Source organism: Nocardia sp. NPDC003999 (assembly GCF_053604885.1).
The window spans coordinates 258,002-275,526 of record NZ_JBSGIB010000005.1 but is presented as its reverse complement, the minus strand read 5'-3'; the positions used below and the strand labels follow the sequence as shown (position 1 = coordinate 275,526).

The window sequence follows — 17,525 nt, the reverse complement described above, 5'->3', positions numbered from 1 at the left end:
TCTCATCGAACGAGCGGCCGTGTCTGTTTCTCACGCGACGGAGGCAAGGGCGCCGCCATCGGACGCGGGCCGTCACCGCGTCCGATGGCGGCGGCTTCATGAGGCGACGCGCGACACCGTGGTGAGGGTCCCGATGAGGGCGGTGTCGTGATCCGCGGCGCGGAATCGGGGGTGATCGAGGATGTCGTGCAGGAATTCGGTCGTGGTGGCCACGCCCCTGCCATGGATTCTGGTCTCGGCCAGAGCCCGGCGCATCCGCGCGATGGCCGCGGGACGGTCGGGAGCCCACACGATGATCTTGGCGAGCAGCGAATCGTAGTGCGGCGGAATGGCATAGCCGGGGCCGACATGGGTGTCGATCCGGACGAACGGTCCGCCGGGTAGCGTGCATTCGGTGAGCGCGCCTGGGGCGGGCGCGAATTCGCGCTGCGGATCCTCGGCGTTGATCCGGCATTCGATGGACACACCGCGCGGCGTGGCGACGTCGGCGGACAACGCCAGCGGCAGCCCGGAGGCGATGCGCAACTGCTCGGCGACGAGGTCGATGCCGGTGACCATCTCGGTGACCGGATGCTCGACCTGTAGCCGGCAGTTGACCTCCATGAAGTAGAAATCGCCCCGCTGATCCAACAGGAATTCGAAGGTTCCCGCCCCGACGTAGCCGACGGCTTCGGCGCCGCGCACGGCCGCTGCCCCGATCCGGGCGACGAGTTCCTCGGACAACCCCGGCGCGGGCGACTCCTCGACGAGTTTCTGGTGCCGCCGCTGCAAGGAGCAGTCGCGCGCGCCGAGATGCCGCACCGTGCCGTGCCGATCGGCCAGGATCTGGACTTCGATGTGCCGCGCCGAGTCGAGGTAGCGCTCCACGTACAGGCGGCCGTCGCCGAACACGGCGGTGGCGTTGGCGCGGGTCTCCTGCCAGGCCGCGGCGAAGTCCGCCGAGTCACGCACGACCCGCATCCCGCGGCCGCCGCCCCCCGCGACCGCTTTGATGATCACCGGGTAGCCGATGTCGTCGGCGAGGGCGTGCGCCTCGTCCACCGTGTCGAGCGGCTCACGGCTGCCCGGCAGCAGCGGCAGCCCCGCCGCGGCCATCAGTGACCGTGCCGTCGACTTGTCGCCGAGATCGGCCATGATCGCGGCGGGGGTGCCGACGAACACGAACCCCTCCGCCTCGCACACCTCGGCGAAATCCGGGTCCTCGGAGAGGAATCCGTATCCGGGGTGGATGGCGTCGGCGCCGGTGGCCCTGGCGGCCTCGATGATCGCGGGAATGTAGGAGTAGCTGCGCTTCGCGGGCCCGGGACCGATCCGGAACGCCTGGTCGGCGAGCCGGACGGCGGCCGAGTCGGCGTCGGCCGCGGAATACGCCGCGACGGTGGCGATCCCGAGTTCGGCGCAGGTGCGGATGACCCGCACGGCGATCTCGCCGCGATTGGCGACGAGCACCTTGCGGATCGGTCGCACGGTCATCGCACCACCTCGAGCACCAGCAGCGGCGCGCCGTGCTCGACCGCTTCCCCGTTCTCCACCAGGAATTCCGCCACCCGGCCCTCCCTGGTCGCGGTCACCGGGATCATCAGCTTCATCGCCTCGACGATGCCGACCTGCTGACCGGCCCGCACCGGGTCGCCCTCGGCGACGAACGGCGCCGCGCCGGGTTCGGGCGCGCGATAGAACACGCCGACGGTTTCCGCCGTCAGCGTGAAAGTATCCGCGTCCGAACGAGTGTCCTGCGGTGCGGACTCTGCGGGCGCCGCGGGGACCGGGGCGGCCGCCGTGGGTGCGACGGCGACCGGCCCACTGGTGCCGTTGTGCCCATCCCAGCTGATCCGCAGCACCAGCGGGCCGTTGGCGACGGTCACCGAGGTCGGCGCGGTCTCGGCCCGCACGGACAGCGCGTGCCGCGACAGCACGGTCAGCGCCTGGTCGGCGTCGACCGGATTCAGCGCGCGGCCCGCGGGCTCGGTGGTCACGGACTCGGTCATCACTTCTCCTGATCGTTCGTGGACAGTCCGAAGACACGGAAACGGTGGTGGCGCCGGTCGAGCAGTTGCGCCGCTTGGAGTCGCGCCAGATCGGACACGGCGTGGCGCAGCGCCTGACGCAGGGCGACGGCGGCCGCGGCGGGATCGCGATGCGCGCCGCCCGGCGGCTCGGGCAGTACGCCGTCCGCGACGCCGAGTTCGAGCAAGGAGGTCGAGTCCACCCGCAAGGCGGCTGCGGCGCGGGGTGCGGCGGTAGCGTCCTTCCACAGGATGGAGGCGCACCCTTCCGGGCTGATCACCGAATAGACCGCGTTCTCGCAGACGATCACTCGATCGGCCACCGCCAGCGCGAGCGCTCCCCCGCTGCCGCCCTCGCCGGTGACCACGGTGACCACCGGCACGGGTAGCCCGGCGAGCAGTTTGAGTGATTCCGCGATGGCGACGGCCTGCCCCTGTTCCTCGGCGGTCACACCGGGGTAGGCGCCTGCGGTGTCGACCAGGCTGATCACCGGAATGCCCAGCTTGGCGGCCAGGCGCAGCACGCGGGCCGACTTCCGGTATCCGGCCGGGGTGGGCATGCCGTAGTTGCGCTGCGCCAATTCGGTTGCGGTGTGACCCTTTTGGGTGCCGATCACTACGACCGGCGCGCCGTCGAGGCGGGCCAGTGCGGTGATCATGGCCGGGCAGTCGGCCGACAAACGGTCGCCGTGTAGCTCCACGAATTCGTCGAACGACGCGGCCAAGTAGTCCAGCGTGGTCGGCCTGGCGAGTTCGCGCGCGGCGCGCACACTCTGCCAGGCGTCGCGCGGGGCGAGTTGGGTCGCGTCGGCGCGGACCGGATTCTCGTCGTCGGCGAACTCGACGGGACGCTTGCTGTCGGCGGCCAGCGCGAGCAGGCGCGCCAGCCGGTCCCGCAGGGCCGAGCGGTGGCAGATCATGTCCACCACACCGTGTTCGAGCAGGAATTCCGCGGTCTGGAAGCCCGCGGGCAGCGTCTCGCCGATGGTCTGCTGGATCACCCGCGGTCCGGCGAAGCCGAGACGCGCGCCGGGTTCGGCGATGATGATGTCGGTGGACGTGGCGTAGGAGGCCGCCACGCCGCCGTAGGTGGGATCGGTGATCACCGAGATGGTCAGCACGCCCTCGTCGTCGAGTTCGCGCAGCGCCTGGCTGGTCTTGGCCATCTGCATCAACGCGAGGATGCCCTCCTGCATGCGGGCGCCACCGGACGCGGTGACCAGCACCAGCGGCACCCGCGCCGCGAGCGCGGTCTCGGCAGCGCCGGTGACCGCTTCGCCGACGGCCGCGCCGAGACTGCCGCCGAGGAAGCGGAAGTCCATGACCGCCAGCACCAGCGGTGCGCCGCCGATCGTGCCGCGCACGCAACGGATGGCGTCGGGCAGCCCGGTGCGACGGCTCGCCTCGGCGTGCCGCTCGGGATAGGGCCGGGAGTCGGTGAAGCCGAGCGGATCGACCGCGGTGGCGGACGGCTGGATGTGCCGCGCCGATCCCGGGTCGAGCAGCGCCTCGATGCGCTGGTCCGCGGTCAGCATGCCGTGCCCGTCGCAATCCGGGCAGACCCGGCCCGCGCGCTCGTAGCGTTTGGCGTAGAGCATGGCGGCGCAGGACGGGCACACCATCCAGGAGGTCCGGGTGTCCGGACCCGTCTCCAGTGTGGTCATCGTTCCTCCCTCGGTCGGGGTACGAAGCGGGCGCAGTCGGCGGGTAGCCGCACGCCCGCGGTGCGCAGCTGGGCGACGCGGGTGAGGTAGGCCGCGCCCAGCATCATCTGGTCGGCGATGTCGGCGACGTGCCGGTTGCGCAGCGCCGCCAGATAACTTCCGGCCGCCCAGTTGTTGAACCCGCCCATCGCGGGCCCGCACCAGATCTGGTAATCGGCGACGCGACCGGCCTCGCCGCGAATGCTCCACCCCGAAGAAAGCCCCAGATACCACCGGAACACCAGCGCCATCTTGCGTTTCGGGTCCGCGTCCGCGCCGGCCAGCTGGGCAGGATCGCGTTCGGTGAAGTAGCTGACGCAGTCCTCCCACACGGCGTCGAGGGGCCGCTGGAACAGCGTGGCCTCGAGCTCGCGGCGCAGTTCGGCCGGGAACGCGTCGATGCCGTCATAGGCGCGGTAGGTGTCGTAGAGCCGCTGCGCGCGGGTGGCGAACATGGTGCCGCGGCGCAGCACCTGCACCTGGACGCCGAGCTCGAACATGTCCGAGGACGGCGCCATGGCGCAGTCGGCGAAATCCGCCTGAGTGAGCAGCTGTTTGGCGGTGTCGCACTGGGCGGCTTCCACGGTGGCCTGATTCACCGAACCGGTCACCACGTAAGCGGCGCCCAGCGCGAAGGCGGCGGCCGCGGCTGCGGGGGTGCCGATGCCGCCCGCCGCGCCGACCCGGACGGCCGCGGCGGCGGGCACGGTGCGGGCCAGTCGATCCCGTGCCGCGATGAGCTCGGGCAGCAGTACCAGCAGTGGTCTGCGGTCGGTGTGACCGCCGGAGTCGGCTTCGGCCGTGATGTCGTCGGCCATCGGCACCTGTTCGGCGAGCCGCGCCTGCTCGGGCGTCAGGTCACCGGCTTCGACCAGCGCGCGCAGCAGCCGTGCGGGAGCCGGACGCAGGAACGGCTCGGCCACCTCCACCCGGGAGACCTTCGCGATCAGGCGGTGGCGCACCTCGACGCGTCCTCGCCGGTCGACGGCCAGCCCCGCCGCCCGGTAGCGCACGACCTCACCGGTGAGGCCCATGAACGCCGACGCCTCCACGCAGCGAACCTGGTGCCGCAGGCAGGCGTCGACGATCGCGCGCTCCAAGGCGGGCTCGGAGGGGCTGTGGATAAGATTGCACGCGAACGGTTTTCCGACCAGCGTGCGGCTCAGCTCGGCCAGTGCCGCGTCCACCGCGGCGGGTGGAACGCCCGCCGCGCCGTAGGAGGCGAGGTATCCCGCCCGCGCCATCGCCGAAACCAGAGCGGGCGAGGCGATGCCGTTCGCCATCGCGCCTGCCGCGTAGGCCGCTCGCACGCCGTGGGCGGCGGCGAATCGCCGATCACCGAGCTGCTCGGGCGGCAGCGGAGCCACCGCCGCGAGCACCTCCGCGTGTGCCGCGGTGCGCTCGTCGGACGTCGCGCCCACCCGGCCGTCGTGGCGCACGATCCAGCACGGGCGCGTCAGGTCGGACAGGACGGCGGTGATGCCGTCGGCGGTGTCGGCGAGAATACCGGCCCGGGACGTGGTCATCAGCGCTCCTCCCGCTCGACGAGTTCGACCGCGAGATCGGTCAGCTCGTAGATGCGCAGCCCCGGCTTCCACAGCGAACCGTCGGCGACGACGGTGACGCCGCGCGGGCCGCGGTGGATCTCCTTGATGTGGGCCTCGAGTTCTACGGTGCCGTCGGTGGGCAGGAACTGCCCGCGGTAGCGCCAGCTGAACGTCCGGCCTGCGGGGATGCGGAAGACCGGATCGCCGATCGTGTCGGCGAATCCGGCGTCGATCATCCACTCTTGGATCGCGTGGATCACCGATTCCACACCGAGCGAGCCCGGGATCACCGGGTCGAGGTGGAAGTGCCGGGCGAAATACCAGTCGGACGGATCGATCTCGCGCAGCGAATGCAGATATCCGGAGTCGTAGCTGCCGCCGCCGTCGACCACCTCGACCCGGTCGATCAGCGCCAGGGTGCGCCTCGAGCACAGGCGGGCGGCCGGGTTCGCGCGGCGGGCGGCGACATCGATGGTGCGCACCCGTGCGCCCGGGTGCTCCGCCAGCCAGCTCGGCGCGGGGCGTCCCGCGTCGAGTCCGGTCTGGTTGGCCAAGGCCTCGTCGCTGAAGTAGCCGAACATGGTCTCGCCGGTGTAGACCGGCTCGCCGTCCACGCTGAGCGTGTAGTCGAAGGTTTGCAGCGACGAACCGGGCAGGATGGTGGTGGACAGCAGCCGAGAGGACTGGCTGATCGTCTTGTCCCGCAGGTCGATTTGCCGCAGCACGGTGGCGGTGCCGCCCAGGTTGCGCAGGCTCAGGGTGGTGCCGGGCTGGGTGAGCGTGGGACCCGCGTAATAGCCCATCAGCAGCGCCGCCTGCAACGAGGTCTCCATGTAGACGAAGTGCGGCATGGAGTCGTTCGCGGTGTCGCCGTAGTACCAGGAGTCGGCGGGTGAGTCGTATTCGGTGGTGTAGGACGCGCCGTCCAGGTTCCCGCGCTTGCCGTCGAAGTCGAGCACCCGGTCGACCAGCAGCAGGCCGCCGGTCGGCAGACGGGTCGCCCGCACCCCGGTGTACTCCGCGAATTCCGGTCCCATGGCGATCCCTTGGTCACCCCGGGCGAGGTGGGCCATGTGGAACTCGTTGAGCAGCAGGCTTTCCGAGACCTGGCCGGGGCCGACCCCGCTGCCCGGACGCTCCACCACCGTGACCGTGACGTCGAGCGCGCCTTCCGCGCCCGCGACGCGGACGGTGCCGGTGACGTACGGCCGGGGCACCAAGTCGAGCGCGGTCACCGTCAGCGTGATCGTGCCGGACGCGGCACCCGCGACCGTACCCGCGCGTTCGGCGACCAGGGAGCTGCCCGACAGCACCAGCGGCAGGCCGAGATACAGCGCGAACACCTCCGCGACCTGCGTCGCCGCCGCGTGCGGGTCGCCCTCGAATCGTGCTTCGACGCTGCCCTTGCCGGAGCCGCCGTACAACTCGATGCGGGTCACCTCGGTGAGCGCGAGCCGGGTCGAACCGCCCAGCCGGACCGCCGCCACAGTGCCGGGGCGCCGGTACGCGGAGCCGAAGACGCTCAGCTCACCTTCGGCGAGACGGAGCAGGTCCGCTCGATCCAGGCGCGTGCGGTCGGTCCGAGCAGGCGGCTTGAAGGCGGACTCGGCGGCGGTGAATTCGCGCCGGACGCCGGACGCCTCAAGTCCTTCGTGGACGTGACCGGCCGCCTCGGCCGTGACCGACGAACGGCGCAGCGCTCGCTGCCACACCGCCCGCTGCATGGCCAGCTGCGCGCTCAACGCCGCCCGATGCGCGGCGACGACGCCGGTGCGGATTTCGGCGAGCGGACCGGCCGCACGCGAGGCGGAGCCGTCGGCATGCGCCGCCCGCGCCTCGGGTTGTGTTCCGGTGACCGCGAGACCGGCGGCCGGGGCCGTCTCCGCGTACCCGGCGAACGGGCTCGCCGGCGTGACCGTGTCGTCGGAGCCCGGCCGAAGCGTCGGCGCCTCGTCGACGCCCTCCCCCGTTTCCGCGAGCGCCGTCACCGGATCGAACGGAATCCCGTCGAATTCCAGGGTTGTCATGCCATCCACCGCCTCACCGAGGTCTGGAACTTCTCCGTCAGATCGGGTGTCGTCACCACGGTGACGTCCGAGAAACGTTGCAGTACAGTGCCGTCCGCCGTTGTGGCGGTGGCGTCGATCCGGGCGTCGACACGACCGGGGCGCGGGTTGTCCACGGTGAGCACGAACGGCTCGCCCGCGGGCAGTGGCCGGAAGTAGTCGATCCGCTTGGCGCCGAGCGGCAGACAGGCGCTGCCGAGCAGCCGGTGGCCCAGCACGGGCGGCCCCTGCAGGATCAGGTCGGCCAGGACCGGGTCGTGCAGCCGCCCGGCGTAGGCGCCGCCCGCCACGGTGGCGGGGGGCAGTTCGCAGTCGAAGACGATCGCGTCGTCCGAGACCGCCCGGACCCGGCGCAGTCCCTGCAACGCGGGCGCGTGGAACTGGACGGCGTCGCGGTAGATGGTCGCCTCGCCGACAGAACCACCCGGCACCGGTTTGCACGGTGGCCGATCCGGCGTTTCGGCGAGCACGAGGGTTGCGCGGAAGTGGACGGCATTCTCGCCGCGCACCGTCGCCCGCACAGTGGACGCGCCCTCTTCCGGCGCGATTTCCAGTTCCAATTCGTGGAGCGGCCGTTCGAAGACGATGCCTTTGAGCACTTCGAAGTCCCGGACGCCGACCACCGTGCGGCCCGGCAGGCCGCGTTCGGCGAAGTTGATCATCGCGCCGAGCCCGAAGGTCGCGGGCAGCACGATGTGCTCACCGATCCGGTGCGCCGCGATGATCGGGTCCGCGGTGATCCCGGTGATCGTCCGCCGCGCCCGGACTGTGCCGGTGGCGGACGTGGTGTCCGACAACGACTTCGCGGGTCCGATGAGCACGACCGTGTCCGCGGAGCGCGCCTCGGTGAACTGCTCGGTGAACGCCGCCGCGCCCCCCTGCGGGTCGAGCAATTCGACACCGCGCGTCCGGAAGTGTTCCCGCAAGGCGGGAGTCACCATGCCGCCGTCCCACGCGCCCCAGTCGATCGCGGTGACATGGCAATTCGGCCGTTGCGCCCGCAGGCTCACCGCGAATCGGGAGAGCGCCTCGTTCGCTGCCGCGTAATCGGCCTGACCGGCATTGCCGAACAGCCCGGCCACGGAGGTGAACAGCACCAGATGACGCAGTTCGCCGAGCGCGCCGAGCACCGACGCCAGTCCGGCGATCTTGGGATCGAGCACGCGCGCGACCGATTCGGCGGTCTTGTCCGTGATCACGGAGTCGGCCAGCACTCCCGCTCCGTGCACGACGCCGGTGATCGAGTCCCGCCACGGTGCGAGCGCGGCGGCGACCGCCTGCTCGTCCGTGGCGTCGACCGCGAGGTACTCGGCGCGGGGGCCGAGCGCGGTCAGCGTCTCCCGGATCTCGCGTGTTGCGCGGATTCCGGACACGGCACGCTCGATATCGCGCGGCTTCGCGCCGGAACCGGCCAGCGCGCGTACCGCGGCGGCCTTCAGATCGGCATCGGAAACCCCTGCCGCCCAATCCGGTTCGGCGGCCGGTTCGGAGCGCCCGAGCAGCACGAAGCGCGCCTCGCTGCGCGCGGCCAGCGCCAGCACGCAGGTCGCCGTGACGCCGCGCGCGCCGCCGGTGACCAACAGGACGTCCTCGGCGGTGAGCACGGTGGCATCCTGCTCCGTGCCCGCTCGCACCGGGAGAACGGTGCGCGCGGGCGCGTGCCCGCTCGGCACCGGAGTCCATCGCCGCGCCGCCGCGTCGATGCCGACCTCGAGCGTGTCGCGAGCCGGATCGAACAGCTCGGCGGTGACGAACTCGGCCAGTTGCCGTGCGGAGCAGGCCGGGTCGACGTCGAGCGCCCGGCAGAACAGCTGCGGCTGTTCGGCGGCCAGGGTTTTCACCACACCGCCGATCCCGCCGAGCAGCGCGTGTTCGGGCTGCTCGGTGCCGTGGAAACCGAGTGCGCCGTCCAGCCGCGTCACCGTCACGAAGGCCGCTCGGTCCGATCCGCCGCGCAGCAGCGGCACAGTACGGCCGGCCAGGAGGATGCCGTCGGTCAGGCGGTGTTGCGCCGACGCCCAGTCGGCGGTGCCGCCCAGCAGGACGAGGCAGAGGTCGAGCGGCTCGCCGTCCAACCCGTCTGCCGAATCCATCTGTCGCACAGTCCAACCGAGCCCGCTCAACGCTGCCGCGAGCGCGTCCGATCCGGAGTCCGCTTCGCCGGTCAGGTCGACGAGCACCGCCCGCGCCCCGTCCCGGTAGGGCGCTACCGCCCGATCCGGAGCGGGCAGCGCGACCAGTTCGACGGCGTGCCGCGACGTTCCCGCCGCGGCCTCAGCTTTTGGGTGGACATCACCTCCCGCCGTCCCGGCGAGTTCCACCACGATCTGATCCAGCGTGCGAAGCGTGCCCAACTGCTCCGGGCCCAGACTCGGTAGCTTCGGAAACCGTTCTTGCAACGCGCCGATCACCTGCACTCGTTTGATCGAGTCCACGCCGAGGTCGGCTTCCAGATCCATCGACGGATCCACCATCTCCACCGGATAACCGGTCTTCTCCGCGACCACCTCGCGCAGCGCGCGCCGCAACGCCTCGTCCGTCACTTCAGCGTCGGCCGGGGCGACCGCGCCGTTCGCCGACGTTCCGGCGTCCTGCGCGCCGAGCAGCTCGGCGATCTGATCCAGCGTGCGAAGCGTGCCCAACTGCTCCGGGCCCAGACTCGGCAACTGCGGAAAGCGTTCCTGCAGAGCGCCGATCACCTGCACCCGCTTGATCGAGTCCACACCCAGATCGGCTTCCAGATCCATCGACGGATCCACCATCTCCACCGGATAACCGGTCTTCTCCGCGACCACCTCGCGCAGCGCGCGCCGCAACGCCGCACCCGAGACCTGGTCGTCGGTGACCACGTGAGCGGTGCCGTTCGACGTCGCTGACGGCGCGGCCGGGGTCGGCGCGCCGGTGGCGCCGAGCAGCTCGACGATCTGGTCCAGCGTTCGCACCGTGCCCAACTGCTCGGGGCCGAGGTTCGGCAGTTGCGGGAAACGTTCCTGCAGAGCGCCGATCACCTGCACCCGCTTGATCGAGTCCACACCCAGATCGGCTTCCAGATCCATCGACGGATCCACCATCTCCACCGGATAACCGGTCTTCTCCGCGACCACCTCGCGCAGCGCGCTGCGCAACGTGTCGCCGGTCACCTGGTCGGCGGGAGCAGCGTGCCCGTTCGTCGCCGGAGCCGGCGCCGCGACGGGTTCCGGGGCGGGAGCGCGGTGTTCGTCCACGACCATGGCGGTGGCCAGCGGCCGTCGTACCGGCGCGGGCTCGATCGCCGCGCGCGGGGCGGGCGCGGGGCGCGTGACCTGCGTCGATGACCGTGACACCGGCGCGAAGCCGCTCTCCAGCTCGACCAGCTGGGCGAGCACCTCGCTGGCCCGCGCGTGGCTGTGGCTGATCGCGACACCGTGTTCCTTGACCGCTTCGATGGCCCGGACGGTGGCGGCGTCGAGCCTGCCGTCACCGAGCGCGCCGGCCAGATCGCGGGCCATGTCCAGCTGGCCGTCCAGGAACTGGCGGTGCGTGTGCAGGTGCTGGACGAGCGCGCTCTCCAGCGCGTCCGAACCGGTGTCGGCGGGCTGCGGTGTGGGGTACACGGGTGTCTCCGTTGCTGCGGTGGAAGCGGTGGGCACGGCCCGCTGCTCGGCGGGCGGGTGATCGACCACGCTGTCGACCGGAGCGGGAGCCGCCGCGAGCACGCTGAGCCGGTATTCGGCGTCGAGCGCGGCGGCGTAGGACTTGCGCCGGGTGTCGGGCACGTATTCCGGCGCCGACATCGTCACCGTCATGGCGCGCCCGGTGACCGCCGCCTCCGGCTCCGGCGCGGTGTGGCGGTTGATGCCGTGCAGGCCGAACCCGAGCACGGCCAGGCGCACCGCCGCGCGGGTCAGCGCGAGATCGCTGTTGCCGATCGGGCCGGAGTCGGTCGCGATGACGACCACGTCGTCGCCGAGGGTGCGCCGCACCAGCGAGGTCAGCACCTGCTTCGGCCCGAACTCCACGAACACGGTGCAGCCCGCGTCGCGCATCGCGGTGAGCGCGGCCACGAATTCGACCGGCTTGCCGAGCTGTTCGGTCAGCACGGCCCGGTTGGCCGCCACATCGTCGCCGTAGCGGGCGTCCGGCGTGTTCGCGAAGACCGGAGCGTCCGGCGCGCCGATGTGCACCTCGGTGATCGCGGCGGCGAACGCCGCGGTGGCGTGAGCGACATAGGGCGTGTGGAACGCACCGGACACCGGCAGCGAACGGGTCGCCACGCCACGCTCACCGCAGCGCGCGACGACGGCCGCGATCCCCTCCGCACCGCCGCCGACCACGACCTGGTCGGGCGCGTTGTGATTGCAGATCCAGACGTCCTCGACACCGTCGAGCAGTTCCTCGGCGGTCTGCCGGGACGCACCGAGCGCCACCATGGTGCCCGCCTCGACACCCGGCTCGGGCGTCATGGCCACGCCGCGAGCGCGAGCCAGCGCGAAGAAATCGGCCGTGCTGAGCGCACCCGAGGCCCACAGCGCGGTCAGCTCACCGAAGCTGTGCCCGAGGTACCCGTCGGCGTGGAAGCCGTAGTCCGACAGCGCCGTGAACTGTCCTGCGGACAGCGCGCCGATCGCTGGCTGCGCGAATTCCGTTCGGCGCAAGACGCTTTCCTGCTCCGCCGCCACGTCGTCATCGAACGCGGGCGGCGGGAAGACCACCGACGACAACCGCACCGGCGCGCCCGCGAACGCCTCGTTGGCCGCGTCGAACGCCGCGCCGACCGCGGGATTGTTCACCGCCGCGTCCAGCCCCATGTCGACGTACTGGCTGCCCTGCCCGGCGAACAGCGCGCCCGCCTTGCGATCCGGCACTGCGGCGGCGCGGAAGTACACGCCCTCGGGGTGCTCCCAGTCGGCGGCGTCGGGGTTGCGGACCAGTTCGTCCACCGCGAGCGAACGCAGATGCGCGGCGTTCTCCTCGTCCACCGAGACGAACCCGATGCGCGCGTGATCCTCCGGGATCTCGCCCCCGTCGGACGGCGCGACGCTGCGCACCGCATCGATCAGTCCGGACACGTCGGGCGCGTGCCACAGGTGCGCGCGGGCGGTGCGGTGCAGCACCGGGTGCGCGGCGCGGTCGGCGTCCGCCTCCTCGAGCACGACGTGGAAGTTGGTGCCGCCGAAGCCGAATGCCGAAGCAGCCGCGCGGCGCACCGGGCGCTGCGGGTCACGGATCCACGGACGCGTGCGGGTGTTCACGTAGTACGGCGCGTCGACGGCGGCGATCTCGGCGTTGGGCGCCGAGACGTTGATGGTGCCGGGCAGCACCTTCTGGTGCAGCGCCAGAGCCAGTTTCATCACGCTGGCGGTGCCCGCGGCGCCCTTGGTGTGCCCGATCTGCGACTTCACGCTGCCGAGGGCGGCGAAGGCCCGCTCCGGCGTCGCGTCGGTCAGCAGCTCCTTCAGCGCGGTGAGCTCGGTCTTGTCGCCGACGGGCGTGCCGGTGGCGTGCGCTTCGATGAGCGCGACATCGGCGGGCGAGATCTCGGCGTCGGCGTAGGCCCGGTCCAGCGCGACGCGCTGGCCGCCCGCGCGCGGGGCGTAGATGCTCTTGGCGCGGCCGTCGCTGGAGGAGCCGAGTCCGCGGATGACGGCGTAGATCCGGTTGCCGTCGCGGCGCGCGTCCTCCAGTCTGCGCAGCGCGAGCATGGTGATGCCCTCGCCGAGCAGCGTGCCGTTGGCGTCGGCGGAGAAGGGACTGATCTGCCCGCTGGACGACAGCGCCCCGACCTTGCTGAAGCACAGGTAGATGAAGATGGTGTTCTCGGTGTCCACGCCGCCGGTGATCATCATGTCCGCGCGGCCGTCCTGCAGTTCGGCGATGGCGGTGCGCAAGGCGGCCAGCGAGGCCGCGCACGCCGCGTCCACGGTGCAGTTGATGCCGCCGAGACCGAGCCGGTTGGCCACCCGGCCCGCGGTGATGTTGGCCAGCAGGCCGGGGAACGAATTCGCCTCCCACGGCGCGAAAGCCGCGACGAACCGATCGGCGATGGCGTCGGCGTCCGCGTCGGACAGACCGACCGAGCGCGCCGCCTCCTTCAGCACCGGCGTGGACAGCCGCGCGGCCAGCGGGTGCATCAGCGGCACCGGGCCGGTGGTGCCGAGGACCACGCCGGTGCGGCCGGCGTCGTACCAGGCGGAGTCCACCGCGCCCGCGTCGCGCAGCAGGTCACGCGCGACGCCGAGGCTGAGCGTCTGCATCGTGCTGGTCACTTCGAGCTGGTTGGGCGGCAGCCCGAATTCCAAGGGGTCGAACTCGATGTCGGGCAGGAACGCGCCCCGGCGCGAGTAGGTCTTGTCCGGCGTCGCGGGGTCGGGATCGAAGTAGTCGTCGAGGCTCCAGCGCGACCCGGGGACCTCGGTGGTGCAGTCGACGCCGTCGACGATGTTCTGCCAGTACTCTCGATGATTGTGGGCGTTGGGCAGCAGCCCGGACATCCCGACGATGGCGATCGGGTTGCGCGCCAGGCGTCTGTCGTCTGTCACGGAAATTCCTCTCGAACCGGGTGGATGGTCAGGCGGCCACGGTCGTCGCGGTGCGCGACGCGACGAGTTCGGCGACGCTCGCGGCGAACCGGTGGTGGCCCAGCGAACTGGGGTGCAGACCGTCGGCGGTCCACATCTCCGGCCGCTCCCATTCGGGTTGGGTGGCGATGTCCAGCAGCAGCGTGCCGGTGTCGGCGGTGACGTCCGCGAGCACCGCGTTGGCGAAGGCGAACCGCTCGCGCAGCAGCGCGCGGAAGCCGTCGGGCACGGGCAGCCGGGCCGGGATGTCCGGGTAGCTGGCCGTGAACACGGTCGCGCCGCCTGCCCGCAGGCCGCCGAACAGCTCGGCGAGGTTGCGGGCGAAGCGGTCTTCGGCGAAATCGCTCACCAGGTCGTTCACGCCGACCACGACGCCGAACAGGCCGGAACGGCCCGAAAGCGCCACGCGCAGTTGACGTTCCAGCACGACAGCGGTCGTCGCGCCGTGCTCGCCGAGATTGCGCACCGCCGCGGGCCGCAGCCCGAGCTGGCCGCCGAGACGCGGAACCCAGCCACGGTAGCCGCCCCCGGGCGCGGCGTCGCCGCGCCCTTCGACGAAGCTGTCACCCAGCGCGGTCAGCACGGGCGCGCTCATGCGGTCACTCCGTCCTTGCTGACGTGCCTGGCCGCCGCCGGGAAGTCCACCTTCTCGTACAGTGCGGCCAGCTCCTGCTCGCCGAAGTACCTGTCCGGCGAGTAGATTCCCGCGATCAGCCCGAAGAAGTGCTTGGTGTAGTCCGCGTCCAGCGACGTCGCGCGGAACACCGAGTCGTAGTACGGGGTCAGCGACAGCTCCGAGATGCTCAGCGTCAGTTCGTAGGTGCTGGCGCTCTGCGCGTCGCGCTCGCGCTGATACTCCGCCAGCGCCTCGTCCATCGGACGCGCACCGGACAGGCCTTCGTCCACGTGGTCGGCGAGCAACTGCGCGTACTTGAACGCGTCGGTGATGCCCCAGCCGGTGAACGGATCCTTGTGGTAGGCGGCGTCGCCGACCAACGCCCAGCCGGGGCCGTGCGACGCGCGGCGGTAGTTGTCCGGGTACAGCATCGGGCGGAACTGCTCCACCCGCTTGCCGGTGTCGCGCAGGCGAGCGCCGATCTCCGGGTCGACCTGGTCGACGATCTCCTGCACGGCGGCGTCCGGGTCGGCGCGGAACTCGCGGAACCGGTCCCGCTTGCGCATGACCGCGACCAAGGCCAGATCGTCGTTGGTCGGCCAGGACGCGAACTGCTGCTCGCCGAATCCGGTGCGGTGCTGCATGCCCCAGTCGACGCCCTCGTAGTAGGAGTAGTAGACGAAGCACGCCGCGGGCGAGCCCTCGTACTCCTGTGCGCCGACGGCCTTGGCCACCAGCGAGTTCGAGCCGTCGGCGCCGACCACCAGTGTGGCGCGGAACTCTTGCTCGGCGCCGTCGCCGATCGCCCCGCGGATGCCGGCCACGCGGTCACCGTCGAAGACCAGTTCGGAGACGGTGAAGCCCTGGATCACCTCGACGCCGGAGTTGCCCGCGGCCTCGACCAGGATCTTGTCCAGCACCGTGCGGCGCGGGCAGTAGACGGCGTCGATGCCGTCGGCGGCGGTATCGGCGAAGCCCTTGATCACGATGTCGGTGTAGGAGAAGTTCAGGTGGCGGATCGCCGGAACGCCGGTGGCGACGACCTCGTCCAGCAGGCCCCACGACTTCAGGAAGCCGAGCCCGGCCTGGTGGATGTAGTGGGTCGAGGGGGTGTCGCTGGGGAAACTCGCGCGGTCGACGGCGAGCACCCGGTAGCCCTTCCTGGCCAGCAACATGGCCAGCGGGGCGCCCGCGACCCGGGTTCCGACAACGATGACGTCGTACATGTTTCGCATCACTTTCCGGTAGTCGAATTCCGATTCGAGTCTGTGGCCGTGCCTGGCGCTCGACCACCGCGCCGGGCCCTGATTCATCGGCCGATCGGCCGCGGCTATCGTGCGGGCCGCGGCGCGGAATACAGCAGTTCGATATCCGCCGCGTAGACTTCGGCGATCGCGGCGCGGCGCAGTTTTCGTGACGAAGTCGACAATCCGTCCTCGACGGTGAAATCTCCGTCCACGATTCGAAATGCCCGAATCGATTCCGCGCGCGAGACGAGCGAATTCGCGTCGTCGACCGCCGATTGCACGGAGGCGGTGAGATCGCCGTCCGGCTCGGTGGCGCGCCAGCGCCGCACCTGCGCCTGATCCAGAGTCACCAGGGCGGTCACGAAATCGCGGCCGTCGCCGAGCACCATGCAGTTGGACACCAGCGGATGCAGCCGGATCCGGTCTTCCAGCGGCGTGGGCGCCACGTTCTTGCCGCCGGAGGTCACCAGGATCTCCTTCTTACGCCCGGTGATCCGCAGGAATCCGTCGTCGTCGATTTCGCCGAGGTCGCCGGTGTGCAGCCAGCCCTCCGGGTCCACCGGCGACTGGCTCGCCGCCGCGCCCCAGTACCCCGGCGACACGTGCGGTCCGCCGACCAGCACCTCGCCGTCGTCCGCGGCGATGGCCACCGAGGTCCCCGGAATCGGCCTGCCGACCGTGCCGAGCCGGTTGGTCCCGGGGGCGCTCACCGTCACGGCGGTGGCGGCTTCGGTGAGGCCGTAGCAGTTGAGCAGCTCCACGCCGAAGGCCGCGTAGAACCCGACCGTCGAATCGTCCAGCGAGGCGCCGCCGGAGATGACGTAGCGCAGCCCACCGCCGAGCGCTGCCGCCACCGGGTGCGTGGACGGCTCCGGCGTGGCTCGCGCCCGCATCAGGTCGAGCCCGCGCTCCACCGCCTCCCGCTCCTCGGTTTCGGTGAGCAGGCTGCGGCAATACTTCCGAATCTTCTCCAAGCCGTAGGGAATCATCGCGAGGAAGGTCGGCCGCACGGCGGGCAACGTGGGCACCAGCTCCGGAATGCCGGGCAGCAGATGCGTGCGGCTGCCGCCGAACAGGCAGGCGAACAGGATGGTCTGGCCGAAGACGTGCGACAGCGGCAGGGCCAGCACGGTGGTCCCGTCGAACATGGCACCGGTGCGGCGCACGGTGTTCGACGAGGACACGAACATGTTGCGATGGGTGATCAGGCAGCCCTTCGACACGCCGGTGGTGCCGCTGGTGTAGACGATCATCGCCAGGTCGTCCGGCCGGACCGCGGCGATGCGCGCGGCCAGCCCCGGATCGACCGCGCCGGTGGCCCAGTCCGCGATCTGCTCGAAGGCCCAGACCTCACCCGCGCCGGCCGCGCGCAGCCGCTCGGCGTCCTCGGCGCTCTCGGCGGCGAAATACGCGCTTCCGCTGTCGCTCAGGATGTGCTCGATCTGGCTCGGTGACGAGGTGGGGTAGACCGGCACCACCACCGCGCCCAGGGCCAGCAGCGCGCAATCCAGCAGCACCCAGGACAGATTCGTGCGGCCGAGCACCGCGACCCGATCACCCGCCGCGACGCCGCGCTCGGCCAGAGCCGAGGCCAGGGCACGGGCCCTGCGGTCCACCTCGGCGCTGGTGAGCCGCGTTCCGTCGGCGTCGCACAGCGAAAGCCGGTCCGGGTGCTCGGCAGCCGCGCCGGAAATCACCGAGTACAAACTCGCCGAGTCCGGCAGATCGAAACCATTCTCACCGACCGACACTGCGATGACAGACACTGTGTTCACAATGTCGA

Annotated in this window: 9 protein-coding genes; all 9 read right to left on the bottom strand. The window is 71.2% G+C overall.

The window, feature by feature from the left end; translation table 11 throughout:
- Positions 1-96: 96 nt before the first annotated feature.
- A complete protein-coding gene (locus ACWESM_RS14190) occupies positions 97-1,473 on the bottom strand; it encodes an acetyl-CoA carboxylase biotin carboxylase subunit (RefSeq protein ID WP_452492044.1) in 1,377 nt (458 codons plus the stop codon).
- On the bottom strand, positions 1,470-1,988 hold the full coding sequence (locus tag ACWESM_RS14185; protein WP_355076446.1) for an acetyl-CoA carboxylase biotin carboxyl carrier protein: 519 nt from the start codon (positions 1,986-1,988) through the stop codon (positions 1,470-1,472). The genes ACWESM_RS14190 and ACWESM_RS14185 overlap by 4 nt, the downstream gene beginning before the upstream one ends.
- Positions 1,988-3,670: an acetyl-CoA carboxylase, carboxyltransferase subunit beta gene (accD, locus tag ACWESM_RS14180; RefSeq protein WP_452492043.1), complete on the bottom strand. Its 1,683-nt coding sequence runs from the start codon at positions 3,668-3,670 to the stop codon at positions 1,988-1,990. Before accD ends, ACWESM_RS14185 begins: the two co-directional genes overlap by 1 nt.
- A complete protein-coding gene (locus ACWESM_RS14175) occupies positions 3,667-5,235 on the bottom strand; it encodes a PfaD family polyunsaturated fatty acid/polyketide biosynthesis protein (RefSeq protein ID WP_452492041.1) in 1,569 nt (522 codons plus the stop codon). The genes accD and ACWESM_RS14175 overlap by 4 nt, the downstream gene beginning before the upstream one ends.
- Positions 5,235-7,283, bottom strand: coding sequence for a beta-hydroxydecanoyl-ACP dehydratase (locus ACWESM_RS14170; RefSeq protein WP_452492039.1), 2,049 nt, complete (start codon positions 7,281-7,283; stop codon positions 5,235-5,237). The genes ACWESM_RS14175 and ACWESM_RS14170 overlap by 1 nt, the downstream gene beginning before the upstream one ends.
- A complete protein-coding gene (locus ACWESM_RS14165) occupies positions 7,280-13,840 on the bottom strand; it encodes an SDR family NAD(P)-dependent oxidoreductase (RefSeq protein WP_452492037.1) in 6,561 nt (2,186 codons plus the stop codon). The genes ACWESM_RS14170 and ACWESM_RS14165 overlap by 4 nt, the downstream gene beginning before the upstream one ends.
- Positions 13,841-13,868: 28 nt before the next feature.
- Entirely contained in the window at positions 13,869-14,474 is a 606-nt protein-coding gene (locus tag ACWESM_RS14160) for an SGNH/GDSL hydrolase family protein (protein ID WP_412806334.1), read from the bottom strand.
- The gene (locus tag ACWESM_RS14155; RefSeq protein ID WP_452492035.1) at positions 14,471-15,730 is read right to left on the bottom strand and encodes an NAD(P)/FAD-dependent oxidoreductase; all 1,260 of its coding nucleotides are present in this window, start codon (positions 15,728-15,730) and stop codon (positions 14,471-14,473) included. The genes ACWESM_RS14160 and ACWESM_RS14155 overlap by 4 nt, the downstream gene beginning before the upstream one ends.
- A 95-nt stretch (positions 15,731-15,825) precedes the next feature.
- Positions 15,826-17,508: an AMP-dependent synthetase/ligase gene (locus ACWESM_RS14150; protein ID WP_452492033.1), complete on the bottom strand. Its 1,683-nt coding sequence runs from the start codon at positions 17,506-17,508 to the stop codon at positions 15,826-15,828.
- Positions 17,509-17,525: the final 17 nt, after the last annotated feature.